This window comes from Bacillus sp. FSL R10-2780, from assembly GCF_038006125.1.
GTDB lineage: Bacteria > Bacillota > Bacilli > Bacillales > Bacillaceae_G > Bacillus_A > Bacillus_A cereus_U.
In genome coordinates this window covers 4,405,758-4,421,178 of the sequence record NZ_JBBOUQ010000001.1, presented here as the reverse complement: position 1 = coordinate 4,421,178, position 15,421 = coordinate 4,405,758, and the positions used below count along the sequence as shown (strand labels likewise).

The following is a 15,421-nucleotide window of genomic DNA, read 5'->3' as shown; positions in this document are numbered from 1 at the left end:
GTATTAATGAACGCAGAAGTAAAAACATTACAAGCACAAAAAGATATTTCTCATCCCTCTTTATGGGATACATTAAAGAAACATTATGAACTTATATTTGCAATCGCATCTGGTATTTTTATTTTAGCTGGCTGGTTATTCACAAAAAATGATGCAATAAGTGCAGGTATTACTTTCTATATCCTTGCTTATGTAATTGGAGGATTTGCAAAAGCGAAAGAAGGTATTGCAGACTCAATTGAAGAGAAAGAGCTAAATGTTGAAATGCTCATGATTTTTGCAGCTATCGGCGCCGCAGTTATCGGTTACTGGGCAGAAGGTGCTATTTTAATCTTCATCTTTGCATTAAGCGGAGCAATGGAATCTTATACATTAAGTAAAAGCCAAAAAGAAATTTCAGCGCTTCTTGACTTACAACCTGAAGAAGCATTACGTATTTCACACGGAACCGAGGAACGTATTCCAGTTGGACAATTACAAATTAACGATATTATTTTAATTAAGCCAGGTGAGCGTGTTCCTGCTGATGGCACAATTCATACTGGTGAAACAAATATTGATGAAGCTGCTATTACAGGAGAACCTATTCCAAATGAGAAAAAATTCGGTGATGAAGTATTTGCTGGCACTGTAAATTTACGTGGAGCTATTGAAGTTAAAATTACGAAGCCGAGCGATCAAACATTATTCCAAAAGATTATTCGTCTCGTTCAAAGTGCACAAAGCGAAAAATCACCATCACAACTATTCATCGAAAAATTTGAAGGAACATACGTAAAAGGTGTACTACTTGTTGTTGCGCTTATGATGTTCGTTCCTCATTTCTTACTTGATTGGAGTTGGAATGAAACGTTTTATCGCGCTATGATCTTACTTGTAGTCGCTTCTCCTTGCGCACTAGTTGCAGCCATTACACCGGCAACTTTATCAGCGATTTCAAACGGAGCGAGAAACGGTATTCTCTTTAAAGGTGGTATTCATTTAGAACGTCTAGCTTCAGTAAAGGCGATTGCCTTTGATAAAACAGGAACATTAACACAAGGAAAACCTACTGTAACAGATGTATATGTTCGAGAAGGCATAGCAGAAAGTGAAGTACTTTCTATTACAGCAGCGATTGAAAGTCACTCTACACATCCTTTAGCAGAAGCGATTGTTAAATATGCAAAACATGCTTACGACATTACGATAAAAAAACCAGAAAACGTTGAAGATGTAACTGGTTTTGGATTAAAAGGAATATTAGAAAACAAAGCTTATAAAATTGGTAAAGCTGATTTTATCGGGGAAGAAATAAAAACATTCCATAATGGCATTTCTGCTTCACTTGAAAAAGAGGGAAAAACTGTCGTTTATATTAGTGATGAGGATGGTATTCTTGGACTGATCGCTTTAAAAGATACCCTTCGCCAAGAAACGATAGCGGCTATTCGTGATTTGCAAAGCATTGGTGTCGAAGCAATCATGATTACTGGTGATAATGAAGAAACAGCAAAAGCAATTGCCAATGAAAGTAATATAAAAGAATATTACGCATCATGTTTACCGGAAACAAAAGTTGAAACGATAAAGCAGTTAAAAGAAAAGTATGGCATAGTCGCCATGGTTGGAGATGGTATAAACGATGCACCTGCCCTCGCTACTGCTAGTATTGGTGTTGCGATGGGTGAAGGAACAGACGTAGCATTAGAGACTGCAGACGTTGTTCTTATGAAAAACGAATTATCTCGTCTCTCTCAAGCAATCCGTTTATCAAAACGAATGAACCGTATTGTGAAGCAAAACGTTATCTTCTCTTTAGCTGTCATTGCAATGCTGATTTGTTCAAATTTTTTACAGTTTTTAGCTCTTCCCTTCGGTGTTATTGGACATGAAGGAAGTACCATCCTTGTCATTTTGAATGGTTTACGATTATTAAAAGGAAATAAATAACGGGTCCCTGATGAAGGACCCGTTTTTTTTAATGGTAGCTATTATGACCGTTCGCACTGCTGCTTGTTTTATGCTTTGGATGCGAACTGCTCTTTTGTTTATTGTTGCTTTTATTATTGTGGTTCTTTTTATTATTACTCATGAAATATCCCCCCTGTTCCCTTTTATTATGGAACAAGAGCTCATTTTTCATTACGGGAATTATTGTCACCCGTTCTATAATGATGGAGTAAACCATTAATTTCACCGCCAAGTAAAATTACCCACGCAGTTAAGTAAAACCATAACATTAAAATAATGATACCACCGAGACCACCATATGTATTAGCGTAATTTGCAAATTTATCTACATAATAGGCAAATGAGTACGATACCACAATCCACCCTACAGTAGCAAATAAAGCCCCCGATATGACTTCTCTTCGCTTTAATTTCCGATCAGGTGCAAACGTATATAAAAAGCTAAACAAAGCGACCAAAACGAAGAAACTCGCTACTAAACGTGCAATACTCCACACATAAGCAAAACTATCCGATAAACCAATTGCTTTAAACACTGCTGCACCAATTACTTGTCCGAATACTGGAACAATTAGCGCAAACACAATCATAAAAATAATAGCTAATGTAAACACAATTGATAAAGCTCTTGTTTTAATAAAGGAGCGTGTTTCTGTTACATCATAAGCACGGTTAAAAGCATTCATAATCGCATTTACTCCATTAGAAGCAAACCATAACATCGATAGTAAACCGAATGATAATAAACCACCATTTTGTTCGTTTACAACTTTATCTACGTTTACTTCAATTAAGTTCATCGCATCTTCTGGTACGTACGGTTCTAATAAATTGAGCACACTTTCTGTTTGAAGGTCAATAAAGCCAAGAAGCGTAATTAAGAAAACAAGCCCAGGGAAAATCGCAAGCAAGAAGAAATAAGCGAGCTGTGCTGCTAAGCCCGCTACATCATCGCGCATCGTCCGGTCATATAAATCTTTCCCAAACGAAAAAGTGCGATTTCTTTTTGCTTTTTCTAGAAATTTTTTCATATGTTTTAGACGCTTTTCTTCTCTTCTTTATTTTGCTTTAGCTCAATGTATGCTTCAGTTTTTTTTTCCTCTGCATTTGAGTCCTTCATAAATAATTCACGCGCTTCTTTCATACCACCATCTTCAGCTACCACTGGCTCTTCTTCTGCTTTAAGCTCATCTACCTTTGGAGATACAGCTTGAATTTCAATCGTTTCCGGCTTTTCTACTGGCACAATTTTTTTCTTACTAAAAATTTCTTTCGTTTCTTTTAACGTTTCTACAACAGACGGCGTCAATTTTTTAATTTCTGCTACTTTCGCTTTCACTACATTGAAATCAGCAAGTTCGCGTCCTTTATCTGTAACAGTTTGCACTTTTTCTTTTATCTTCGCATTTTCACCAATTTCAATCATCTTTGTTTTTGCTTTTTCTGCCGTATTTTTTACTTTTTCACGGTTTTCTTTCTTTAACATAGATACAGCTACACCTGCAGCTACACCAATCGCAATGTTTCGAGCAATATTATTTTTCTTTGCCATATTCCTTCACCCTTTCATTTCTTATATTAGAAAGTATTACTTTCTAAGCTTCCTCATATTCCTTGTTCATTTCGAATGAAAGCTAATAGCTTTACACACCCTTCTGTTACAAGGTCATACACTTCTTGGAAGTTCCCTGTAAAGTAAGGGTCAGGAACGTCTGTCCAGCCACCGTCTGGAACAAAATCGGACAGTCTACCAATATAGCCTCCAGTTTTATCAAAACTTTTTAAATCCGCTATATTCTTGTTGTCCATGGCAATAATATAATCAAACTTTGTTAAGTCTTCTTTTTCTACTTGCCGTGCTTTAATTCCTTCAAAAGAGACTTCATTTTCTTTTAAAATTTTTTGTGTTCCTTTATGTGGTGGATGACCAATATGCCAATCTCCAGTTCCTGCAGAATCAATGACAATTTTCTCTTCGAGTCCCTCTTTTACGACAATATCTCGAAAAATTGCTTCTGCCATTGGAGAACGACAAATGTTCCCAAGACAAACAAACAATACCCGGACCATATTTTTGTTTCTTCCCTTCTTGGTGCATTTCTTACTATATACTTATATAGTATAAACAACCAATTATTAAATATAAAGGAAATCCCTACTAATTTAATAGGATTGAAAAGTTTCATTAACGAAAATGATAAAAAAATGTTAAGATAACCTTATGTTATTTTAAAGGGGGACACTTCGGTGGATTTATCCGTAAAATCAGAAGCAAACGTTGAATATATGGTAGAAGCTATTAAAGAAAAATTACGCATGGTTAATGCTGGAGCAATGAGAGCTGCTAGTTTTAACGCAGAAATGTACGAGGACTTACGTGACATTTATGAGCATGTTATGAAACGTGAAACATTCAGTATTAGTGAAATGCAAGCTATTACTGAGGAATTAGGTACATTAATTAAAAAATAACAAAGAGCCTCACGTATTCGAGGCTCTTTTAATTTCAACAAATTCATGACAACTCTTCTCTTTTCCTCATCACATTCTAAAATACTGTACAATGAAAGTAGAACCTCACCTTAGATTTTTTCTCCATACATACTACTCTAAAAAAATTGCCACACTACCATTGCTAACTGTTTTTACTGGGGGTGCTTACTTATGAGCAATTGGTACAGTAAGACGAAAAATCAAACATTAATCGACCTAGAAACAAATGAACAGCACGGTTTAACAGATGAAAACGTAAATGAACGTTTAAAACAGTATGGTCCAAACGAATTGACTTCAAAACAAAAACGTACTTTATGGCAGCGCGTTTTCGCCCAAATTAATGACGTCCTCGTATATGTCCTTATTATCGCTGCCCTTATTTCCGCCTTTGTAGGTGAATGGGCCGATGCAAGTATTATCGCGCTCGTTGTAGTTTTAAATGCTGTTATCGGTGTAATCCAAGAATCGAAAGCAGAACAGGCTTTAGAAGCATTGAAAAAGATGGCAACACCTAAAGCTATCGTAAAGCGAGATGGTGAACTTAAAGAGATTCCATCTGAGCACGTCGTTCCAGGTGATATCGTTATGCTTGATGCTGGGCGGTATATCCCCTGCGATTTACGACTTATCGAAACTGCGAATTTAAAAATTGAAGAATCTGCTCTAACTGGTGAATCTGTCCCTGTCGATAAAGATGCAGTCTACCACCCTTCCATGCAAAGTGATGAGCAAGTACCATTAGGCGATCAAAAAAACATGGCCTTTATGTCGACGTTAGTAACATACGGACGTGGCGTCGGTGTTGCTGTCGAAACTGGAATGAAATCACAAATCGGAAAAATCGCAACTCTTTTGCATGAAGCTGAAGATGATATGACACCGCTTCAAAAAAGCTTAGCACAAGTAGGAAAATATTTAGGTTTTGTCGCTGTAGCTATTTGCGTTATTATGTTTCTCATCGGTTTTTTACAAGGAAGAGATACTTTGGAAATGTTTATGACCGCAATTAGTTTAGCTGTTGCAGCCATTCCAGAAGGCTTACCAGCTATCGTTTCCATCGTTCTTGCAATTGGTGTTCAGCGTATGATTAAACAAAACGTTATCATTCGTAAACTACCAGCTGTTGAAGCTCTCGGTTCTGTCACGATTATTTGTTCAGATAAAACAGGTACATTAACTCAAAATAAAATGACTGTTACTCACTTTTATAGTGATCGTGCATACGATCAGCTAGAAAATTTGAATGTAAATAATGCTGCACACCGTCTATTATTAGAAAATATGGTTTTATGCAACGATGCTTCTTACGGTGCCGACTCACAAACGGGGGATCCTACAGAAATTGCCCTTCTTGTTGCCGGAAGCTCTTTTAACATTCAAAAAGATTATTTAGAAAATAAACATGAACGTGTTAACGAATTGCCTTTCGATTCTGATCGTAAAATGATGTCAACTGTACATACGTACGATGAAGGCTACTATAGCATGACGAAAGGTGCTATTGATAAACTTTTACCTCACTGTACCCATATTTTTATAAATAATAAACTGGAGGTCCTAACAGATTCTGATAAAAATCAAATATTAGAATCTGCCGGGTCAATGTCGCAAGAAGCCTTAAGAGTACTTTCATTCGCATATAAACGATACGATTCAAACGATGTGGATATTAATCACCTCGAAGAAAATCTCATCTTTATCGGTCTTGTCGGTATGATTGATCCACCACGCACAGAAGTAAAAGATTCAATTATAGAATGTAAAAAAGCTGGTATTCGCACAGTTATGATTACTGGTGATCATAAGGATACCGCCTTTGCAATTGCCAAAGAACTTGGTATTGCTGAAAAAAAATCTGAAATTATGATTGGAACTGAATTAGATAACATTTCAGATACAGAACTAGCAAGTAAAATTAATCACTTAAATGTCTTTGCTAGGGTTTCTCCAGAACATAAAGTGAAGATTGTAAAAGCATTACGTGATGAAGGAAATATCGTTTCCATGACTGGTGACGGTGTAAATGATGCTCCCTCTTTAAAACAAGCTGATGTTGGAGTAGCGATGGGAATTACAGGAACAGATGTCGCAAAAGGCGCAGCAGATGTAGTTTTAACAGATGATAACTTCTCATCTATTGTGAAAGCTGTTGAAGAAGGAAGAAATATTTATCGTAATATTAAAAAGTCTATTCTCTTCCTACTCTCTTGTAACTTCGGCGAAATTATAGCTCTCTTTTTAGCTATTTTACTCGGCTGGGCAACACCACTACGACCTATTCACATTTTGTGGGTAAATTTAATTACAGATACACTGCCTGCATTATCACTCGGTGTTGATCCTGAAGATCCAGATGTGATGAAGGACAAACCACGACATGCGAAAGAAAGCTTATTTAGCGGCAGCGTTCCTTTTCTTATTTTCAATGGGGTTTTAATTGGACTTCTTACTTTAACAGCCTTTATCGTCGGGGCAAAGCTCTATACAGGAGATACAAATTTATTTCCTCTCTTCCCAGATCAAATTGATGATGACGCTCTATTACACGCTCAAACGATGGCATTTGTCGTTCTTAGTTTTTCTCAACTCGTTCATTCATTTAACTTACGTTCAAGAACGAAATCAATTTTTTCAATTGGGATATTTACAAATAAATATTTAGTCTTCTCACTTCTAATCGGTGTTCTTATGCAAGTGTGTATCATCTCCATCCCACCTCTTGCCAATATATTTGGTGTGCATGCATTAACAATGCGAGATTGGGGATTTGTTCTCTTGTTAAGTATCATTCCGCTTGTTGTGAATGAAATCATTAAATTATTTAAGAGAAAATAAAGTGCAACTTTAATCAGTGGAGATTTTGTTCATCCCCACTAATTATTAGCACGCAAATAGCGAATAAAAGGCAATGAGGAATATTCCTCATTGCCTTTTTGTTTATCCTTGTAATTCTTTTTTAATGTTTTCTGTTAATGTAGCCATACGCTTGCGACTTTCTTCACGCTCACGTTTATTTTGCTCTTCAATTTGTTGTGTTTCTTGCATACCTCTTGAAATAATGTTCCAAGTTTCCTCAAGTGTTTCCATCTTAATACTAGAAGAACCTGATATTCTCGCTACTTCCACACTTTGAGTTGCGATATTTTGTGCATTTTTCTTAAGTAATTCATTTGTACGGCGATCAAGTTCAGCCATAGAGTCCGCAACAAGTTTTTGACGTTTCGCATTTACCGCTTGAATGATACCATTTTTAAAAATAGGAATCGTTGTAATAAATGCTGTATTGATTTTACCGATTAATTTATTGTTACCGCGTTGAATCATACGAATTTGTGGCGCTGTTAATAGAGCAACCATACGTGCTTTTTCTAAATCATCAATACGTTGTTCTAAAATTTCAACAGAGTTTTTAAGCGATTCTAATTCAATACCTGCTAACTGATCATTATTACGTATGCGCTCTTCGTACATCGGAACTAACTCTGTATTTAAACGCTCTAATAACATTTCCCCTGCTACTACGTATTTTTCTAAGTCTAAATAATACTTTAAGTTTTGCTCATATAAACCATCTAACGTACCAATTGATTTTTTCATTTCATCTTGATACTTCGTAATTTCTACGTATACTTTATCCATTTCGCGACCCATCGTCTGATACTTACTAAAGATTTGTTCAATCATTTTATCTGCTTTTTTGAACATACGTGAGAAGAAACCACTTTTCTCTTCCGCAAAGTCTTTACTATCAAATCTGTCCATAATTTTACCAAGCTGTTTTAATAATTCACCAGAGTCTTCTATTTTCGATAAAGACATTGTATGTAAAATTTGATCAGCGAAACGTGAAATCTCCATAGAAGGCTCTTTTCCAAGCTCGATTAATTCTAGTTGGTCTTTAATGTCTACTGCATTATAAATACGTTGTACTTCAGCATCTTGTCTAAGTTGCAAGCGAACGTCTTGTGCGGTTTGCTCATTCAATTCTGTTTTCGAATCTAGTACGACTGGGTTATTCATATGATATTCTCCCTTTCCTTATAAAAATGGACGAAATAGTCCTTTTATTGTTTGTGATAAATTTTTATAGGCTGATGAACCATGAAATTCAAGATCGAAATTAACTTCTTCAAGCCAATGTGAATCAAATGCTCCTGATTCAATATACGGTTCAATATCGTTTCTCCCCGTTGGATTAAAGTGGAATACATCTACTCCAATTTGATTTAAAAATAGTAATAACACAGCATCAGAACGACTTAATTCTCCGCTCTTCTCATTATTAAATATAACAATTTTCGGTACTTCTTGCGAATAATCAAATTTCTCAAGCTGCTCTAAAATGTTCGGTGGTATTTGCGAGAGTTGTGCGAAAACATACAGTGCTACATCTTGTTTCGTCTCTCTCGCAATTGGTTTACACATTTCACTTTCACACGTATGAATAATCGCTTCTGCAATACCATGTTGTAATCCTTCTGGTAAACGCTTATGCGGCCACCAGTGGCTGTTCATAATTAAATCCGGGTGTAACTTCCCCCCGCGGTCCAATGCATCACGATAATGATATTGGAAATTCGCTTTTTGTTCTTTCGTAAACGGGAATGTATTAATTAAAAAACTGTTATCAAATGATGTAACAGCCTTTAATCGCTGGAAATATTCTTTATCATTCTTTGAAACGCCTGATATTTTTGCAAATAAAGAAGGAATATAAATATGCTTATTTTCAACAAAGAATGTTGGACGTACAAATGCCTTTTCTTTCGTAATTAAAAAGAGTTCATCGTACGTTGTTTTGAGCGTACGGGCTACAGGTGTATACGAACGGAATTGCCACGGTTTGTATAATAATGAATTATCGTGGTGAAGTACTTGCTCGATTTCTTTTGAAGCTTGATAAGCTACTGTTGCGACGCGTTCACGACGCCGATCAGGAAATGGTTCTAATGAAATACGCCCCGAATGAGATATGACAAGGGTCTTTCCTTCCTCATCTACACTCTCAAATCCATCTTTTCCTTCTGGGTGATAATAAAGCACATCGCAGCCGAGCATAATAAGAAAGTATAAGAAATATATACGACTCTCCGTCGCATCACCGTACCAAACGATACGCGGCATTTGTTTCTTATAATTAATCGTAGAGAACCACTTCGCTACGTAATTTTCACTTAATTTAATCATATCGATTAAGAAACGCCGGAATCCTTCTGTTTTTAAAGATTGATTATGTTGTTTCTCATACAATTTCAATACAGCAATAAACGTCGTATATATATAATGCTGTAAATCCGGATTGTCTACTTGCGGTAATAGTTGTTTCCCAGACAAATGTGCTACAAGCCTATTTACTGTAAGTCCATTCGGCGCTTCTTGATGTAATGCAAAAACTTCTTGAATATGGCGCAGTTTTTCGGGATCAATCACCTTATTTAAATTTTGTTCATGCAAAACCTCAATCCCTTTTGCTTCACTATAATCAAATAGCCCATTGAAATATTCATCTACATCATTCGGAACACCAAGAATGCGACTTGCTATGTAACTAAATTTCATCTCATTCTCTGTCAGTTCATATTGTGGGCGTTTTTCTAAAAGTGCTTCAAATTGCTTTAAATCTGATTCATCTTTTAATGCACATGGTTGAAGTGTAAAACGTGAAAACACAACAGTTCACCTCCAAAAACATTTACGTTTTTTCTAAAGTCTCTCTTCTATTATAAACTATTTTTAGTTATAAAAAATGGGCGCTCGCATAACGAGCAAACCCATTTCAATTATTTATGTTCATTTTTAGTAGCTGCAACTTCTTCTCGTGCTTGTCCACTATTCTTCATGTAGTGAATTATAAATGTTATTCCAAACGCTACAACTAAAACAATAAAGAACACTGTATGACTTACTTCAATATGAATGACAGATAACAGCATTTTTGCCGCAATAATTAAGATTAAAATATATGCTGTCGTTTCAAGTTCTGGAATACGCTCTAACAATTTTAAGAATACGCCAGCGATACCACGCATCATTAAAATACCGAGCATTCCACCTAATAGTAAAATCCAAACTTCATTCGATACACCAAATGCAGCAAGTACACTATCTACAGAGAATGCGATATCCATTAATTCAACCATCGCAACCGTTCCCCAGAAAACACCGAACATCCTGAAGAGAATACTATTTTGGTTCATACCATGGGCTTCCTCTTCTTCTGAAGTGCCTTTTCTTTTATCAATGAAATATTTAATTGACAACCAAGCTAAGTAAAGCGCACCTAACACTTTTACCCAGGCCAATTTAATTAAGAACATTCCGATTCCAATTGCAATAAAACGGAATACATAAGCTCCAATCAGTCCATAGAATAATGCTTTTTTTCGTTTTTCTTCTGGAAGATGTTTTACCATTACCGCTAACACAAGTGCATTGTCAGCAGATAATAAACCTTCAAGTACAACAAGTGTACCTATTAACCCCCAAGATACTGGATCTTGTAACACTTTAATCCACATGTCCAAGTCGAAAAACTGAGCATACGTATCAAGGATTCCTTGCAAAATACTCATCTTACCTTTATCCCCTATTCTTTGCTAGATTTATAGAAAGGTCAAAAAAAGGAAACGAATGCCGTTTCCCTTCTTATGCATCCAAGCCATACGCTTTTACAAGCGCACCTAATCCACCTTGGAATCCGCTTCCTACTGCACTAAACTTCCACTGTCCATTATGACGATATAATTCACAAAAGACAACTGCTGTTTCAATGGAGAAATCTTCCCCTAAATCAAAACGAAGAACTTCTTCGTTTGTTTCTTCATTTGCTAAACGAACGAATGCATTTGCAACCTGTCCAAAGTTTTGATTACGGCCTTCACCATCATAAATTGTAACTGTAATAGCAATTTTATGAACATCTGCTGGAACCTTTTTCAAATCGACAACAAGTTGCTCATCATCGCCGTCACCTGCACCTGTACGGTTATCTCCTGTATGTAAAACTGATTCACAAGGAGACTGTAAATTATTATAGAAAATAAAATCAGTTTCCTTCGTACATTTCCCGTTCGCATCTAATAAAAAGGCAGATGCATCTAAATCGAAATCAGATCCACCATCATAAGATTTAATATCCCATCCAAGACCAATTACTGCTCTTGATAAACCTGGGCTTGTTTTAGCTAAATCAATTTTCTGTCCTTTTTGCAATTGAATAACCATATATATTCACCTCTATATTTTAATTTCAAAAAATATATCCATCAGTAAATACGCGTTTCACTGATGGATATATAAATCTATTACTCTACATCTAAACCAAAGTTATTACATAGAGAACCTAATCCACCTTGGAATCCACTTCCGATTGCATTGAATTTCCATTCACCTGCGTGACGGTATAATTCGCTTACTACTACAGCTGTTTCAATAGAGAAATCTTCTCCTAAATCGTAACGAATTAATTCTGCATTCTTTTCTTCATCCAGAATGCGTACGAAAGAGTTAGAAACTTGTCCGAAGTTTTGGCTACGGCCTTCTCCATCATAAATTGTGATTGCGAAGCAAATACGTTCGATATGTGCAGGAACATTTTTTAAGTCTATTTTAATTGTTTCATCGTCGCCTTCACCTTCACCTGTACGGTTATCTCCTAAATGCTCTACAGCACCATTCGCACCTTTTGGATTATTATAGAAGACGAAATCCTCTGCTCCTGAAACTTTACCGTTAGCACCTACTAAGAAGATACTAACATCTAAATCGAAATCGTTTTGTCCGTCATAACGATTCGTATCCCAACCAAGTCCTACAAGAACTTTCGAAAGACCTGGATTTGTTTTTGTTAAGTCTACCTTTTGTCCTTTTTTCAATGAAATTGATGCCATATACGATTCCTCCTTGGTTTATTTTATTGGTAACGTGATACAATCTCACTTAAGTTTTTATCTTGTGTTCCTTCTCCAACTGCTGAAAACTTCCATTCGTTTCCGTCTCGATACATTTCCCCTGCAATTAAAGTCATTTTGCCAGCGTAATTATCTGACAAGTTATAACGTGCTAATTCTTCACCTGTTTGTGGGTTTTGAATACGAATATATGCATTGCGAATCATCCCAAAATCTTGACGACGATTTACACAGTCGTAAATATTTACAACGAATACTAAACGATTAATACGGCTCGGAACTTTATGTAATTCTACGAAAATTGTTTCGTCGTCACCAGCGCCTTCACCTGTTAAATTATCTCCTGAATGAATGATACTACCACAAGTAGAAAGTTTGTTGCCGAAGTAAACTAGATCATTTTTGTTTAAAAAACGATCCCCTTCTAACATAACAACAGATGCATCACAATCTACACTTGGTTTACTTCCAAATAAAGAAGACAGAAACCCACCTGATTGCCCAATTGGATCCCAGCCTAAGCCAACCTGCAGTTTCGCTACTCTCGGTTGTCCTTTCGTTAAATCAATCTTTTGTCCTTTTTCTAAAATAATAGGCATGAAGTTTCTTCCTTTCTACAAAGCATTTTCCAAATCGGAAAACATTGTATTCTCCTCTTATATTGTAGCATTATTTATCTAATGAGAAAAAGGATAAATTCTCAATTATATGAAAACAGATACTATATTTATTTATACTGATGTAATAAGTGGTAAATAGAACCAATCATTCCTGCACAATTGCCGCTTTGTGCAAGTTTAATCTCACAATTACTATAAATCTCTTGATTTAAGTATGTTCCTATCTCTTTCTTCACTTCATTTAAGAAATCATCTCCTCTTTCAGTAATTCCCCCACCAATAATAATTATTTTCGGATTAAAAATATAAGCAAGGTTACTAATTCCAATCGCCAAATGTTTAAAGAAAATCTTCACGGCTTGAGTAACACCGCTATCACCCTTATCATATAATTCGAAAATTGTTTTACCATCCCACTCCTTTTCACCTTTATATCTTCGTACAAGATGAATTAATCCCGAAATTGAGGCAACCTCCTCAAAAGTATTCCCTTCTATTAACATGTTCCCCCATTCCCCAGCGCCAAACGAATGTCCACGGTATAACTCCCCATTTATAACAATTGCTCCACCAATGCCCGTTCCAAGCGTAAGCATAATAAAATCGCTTTCTCCCCTCCCTGTACCTTTCCATTTCTCGCCTAAGGCTGCACAATTAACATCATTTTCAATAGATACAGGAACTTTTAATGCTTCTTGTAATCTCTCAACAATAGAAATATTAGCATAACGCGGAATATGATCCACACCTCCCGTTATCACTCCTTTATCAATATCAACAATTCCCGCTGTACTAATACCAATTCCGGAAATAGTATGTTCAGTCATTAACTTTTTTGATAAATATATAAGCTTTTGAACAATTTGTTCCCCGCCCAAGTGAATTTCTGTTGGGACCTTTTTATGCATTAGTACTACCCCTATTTCTGAAACAATTCCATATTTAATTTGCGTACCACCAATATCAAATGCAATATATTCTTTCATCCGTTGCCACTTCCTCTACTGTTATGAGTATAAATTCTCCATCACTCTACTATTTGCAAAAAATTTACATTAACTCTTTTCTCCCTTTAGAAATACACCACCTTTTTCTATATATAGTTTTTTTTGCATAAAACTCTTTTTCCTATGAAATATTACGAAGGGGTGTATTTTAGATGGAACAATAATTTTTTCTTCAGGAGGAAAACAATGACAAAAATCTTCATTTTAGCATCAACACTTTCTTTATCCTTTTTTAGCGGCTTAAATATTGGTAGTGCTGCAACTGAAAACTTCAATCCAATAACAAACGCTATTGTACAAAACAGTGATCATTTAGCAGAAGGAAACTCAAAAGATAATAATAAACCTCCAGGAAGCAACGGTTCTCAGGACGATAGTGGTTCTGGCGGCAATGGCTCTGGTGGCAACGGTTCTGGCGGTAGCGGCTCTGATGGCAGTGGTTCTGGTGGCAACGGTTCTGGCGGTAGCGGCTCTGATGGCAGTGGTTCTGGTGGCAACGGTTCTGGCGGTAGCGGCTCTGGTGGCAACGGCTCTGGTGGCAACGGTTCTGGCGGTAGTAGCTCTGATGGCAGTGGCTCTGGTGGCAACGGTTCTGGCGGTAGCGGCTCTGATGGCAGTGGTTCTGGTGGCAACGGTTCTGGCGGTAGCGGCTCTGATGGCAGTGGTTCTGGTGGCAACGGTTCTGGTGGCAACGGTTCTGATGGCAGTGGTTCTGGTGGCAACGGTTCTGGTGGCAACGGTTCTGGTGGCAACGGTTCTGGTGGCAATGGTTCCGGTGGTAACGGTTCTGGTGGTAGCGGCTCTGGCGGTAGCGGTTCTGGTGGCAACGGTTCTGATGGCAGTGGTTCTGGTGGCAAGCGGTTCCGGTGGTAACGGTTCTGGTGGCAACGGTTCCGGTGGTAACGGTTCTGGTGGCAACGGTTCCGGTGGTAACGGTTCCGGTGGTAACGGTTCTGGTGGCAACGGTTCTGGCGGTAGCGGTTCTGGTGGCAACGATTCTGATGGCAGTGGTTCTGGTGGTAGCGGTTCTGGTGGCAACGGTTCCGGTGGTAACGGTTCTGGTGGCAACGGTTCTGATGGCAGTGGTTCCGGTGGCAACGGTTCTGGTGGCAACGGTTCTGATGGCAGTGGTTCTGGTGGCAATCGAGTTAAGGGCGATAGCAGTTCGCAAGATGGCAAAGGCTCTCAAGAGGGCAATCGAGTTAAAGGTGATAGCAGTTCACAAGGTGGTAACGTAAAAGATAATGCGACAAAACAAGGTGATAAGTTACCTACTACTGCAGCGCATTATCCTGCATCTATTTTAATGGGACTTTCAACATTCCTAATTGGTATGTTATTGTTTATTCGCCGTAAAAATGCAAAATAAAGACCAACATCCTTCCATCTAAAAAATACATGAAACCAATATAAAACTAAAAAGGACTTTGGATTG

At 37.1% G+C, this 15,421-nt stretch carries 13 protein-coding genes and 1 pseudogene; 4 read left to right on the top strand and 10 right to left on the bottom strand.

Going from position 1 to position 15,421, the window contains the following annotated elements:
- The first annotated feature begins 6 nt into the window (after positions 1 to 6).
- Positions 7 to 1,932: a heavy metal translocating P-type ATPase gene (locus NSQ47_RS22965; protein WP_002113732.1), complete on the top strand. Its 1,926-nt coding sequence runs from the start codon at positions 7 to 9 to the stop codon at positions 1,930 to 1,932.
- 182 nt (positions 1,933 to 2,114) lie between these two features.
- On the opposite strand, the gene NSQ47_RS22960 is transcribed toward NSQ47_RS22965, so the two are convergent.
- Genes NSQ47_RS22960 through NSQ47_RS22950 form a run of 3 tightly spaced genes read right to left on the bottom strand, consistent with a single transcriptional unit; the run spans position 2,115 to position 4,023 of the window.
- Positions 2,115 to 2,984 (bottom strand): YihY/virulence factor BrkB family protein, encoded by an 870-nt coding sequence (locus NSQ47_RS22960; protein WP_002113728.1) that lies wholly within the window; start codon positions 2,982 to 2,984, stop codon positions 2,115 to 2,117.
- A 5-nt stretch (positions 2,985 to 2,989) separates the two neighbouring features.
- A complete protein-coding gene (locus NSQ47_RS22955; protein ID WP_002115844.1) occupies positions 2,990 to 3,505 on the bottom strand; it encodes a DUF4075 domain-containing protein in 516 nt (171 codons plus the stop codon).
- Positions 3,506 to 3,558: 53 nt separating this feature from the next.
- Positions 3,559 to 4,023 carry a low molecular weight protein-tyrosine-phosphatase gene (locus tag NSQ47_RS22950; RefSeq protein WP_341038049.1) on the bottom strand — a complete coding sequence of 155 codons (465 nt, stop codon included), beginning with the start codon at positions 4,021 to 4,023 and terminating at the stop codon, positions 3,559 to 3,561.
- A gap of 177 nt (positions 4,024 to 4,200) precedes the next feature.
- Between NSQ47_RS22950 and NSQ47_RS22945 the strand changes: the two genes are divergently transcribed.
- Positions 4,201 to 4,425, top strand: coding sequence for a DUF1128 domain-containing protein (locus NSQ47_RS22945; protein ID WP_002113714.1), 225 nt, complete (start codon positions 4,201 to 4,203; stop codon positions 4,423 to 4,425).
- A gap of 192 nt (positions 4,426 to 4,617) precedes the next feature.
- On the top strand, positions 4,618 to 7,284 hold the full coding sequence (locus NSQ47_RS22940) for a cation-translocating P-type ATPase (protein ID WP_341038047.1): 2,667 nt from the start codon (positions 4,618 to 4,620) through the stop codon (positions 7,282 to 7,284).
- 102 nt (positions 7,285 to 7,386) lie between these two features.
- Here NSQ47_RS22940 and NSQ47_RS22935 read toward each other — a convergent pair whose 3' ends face one another.
- The 7 genes from NSQ47_RS22935 to NSQ47_RS22905 all read right to left on the bottom strand — a co-directional run bounded on the left by NSQ47_RS22935 (position 7,387) and on the right by NSQ47_RS22905 (position 13,965).
- Entirely contained in the window at positions 7,387 to 8,469 is a 1,083-nt protein-coding gene (locus NSQ47_RS22935; protein ID WP_002115838.1) for a toxic anion resistance protein, read from the bottom strand.
- A gap of 18 nt (positions 8,470 to 8,487) precedes the next feature.
- On the bottom strand, positions 8,488 to 10,119 hold the full coding sequence (locus NSQ47_RS22930) for a YceG family protein (protein WP_341038045.1): 1,632 nt from the start codon (positions 10,117 to 10,119) through the stop codon (positions 8,488 to 8,490).
- 110 nt (positions 10,120 to 10,229) lie between these two features.
- Entirely contained in the window at positions 10,230 to 11,021 is a 792-nt protein-coding gene (locus NSQ47_RS22925; RefSeq protein ID WP_002113704.1) for a TerC family protein, read from the bottom strand.
- A gap of 73 nt (positions 11,022 to 11,094) precedes the next feature.
- Positions 11,095 to 11,673, bottom strand: a complete 579-nt coding sequence (locus NSQ47_RS22920; RefSeq protein ID WP_002091197.1) for a TerD family protein — start codon at positions 11,671 to 11,673, stop codon at positions 11,095 to 11,097.
- 80 nt (positions 11,674 to 11,753) lie between these two features.
- Positions 11,754 to 12,338, bottom strand: a complete 585-nt coding sequence (locus NSQ47_RS22915) for a TerD family protein (RefSeq protein ID WP_002113699.1) — start codon at positions 12,336 to 12,338, stop codon at positions 11,754 to 11,756.
- Positions 12,339 to 12,361: 23 nt separating this feature from the next.
- Entirely contained in the window at positions 12,362 to 12,958 is a 597-nt protein-coding gene (locus NSQ47_RS22910) for a TerD family protein (RefSeq protein ID WP_002029589.1), read from the bottom strand.
- Positions 12,959 to 13,086: 128 nt separating this feature from the next.
- Entirely contained in the window at positions 13,087 to 13,965 is an 879-nt protein-coding gene (locus tag NSQ47_RS22905; RefSeq protein ID WP_002113697.1) for an ROK family protein, read from the bottom strand.
- 207 nt (positions 13,966 to 14,172) lie between these two features.
- On the opposite strand from NSQ47_RS22905, the pseudogene NSQ47_RS22900 reads away from it, so the two are divergent.
- Positions 14,173 to 15,355 (top strand): annotated as a pseudogene (locus tag NSQ47_RS22900) (cell wall anchor protein).
- Positions 15,356 to 15,421: the final 66 nt, after the last annotated feature.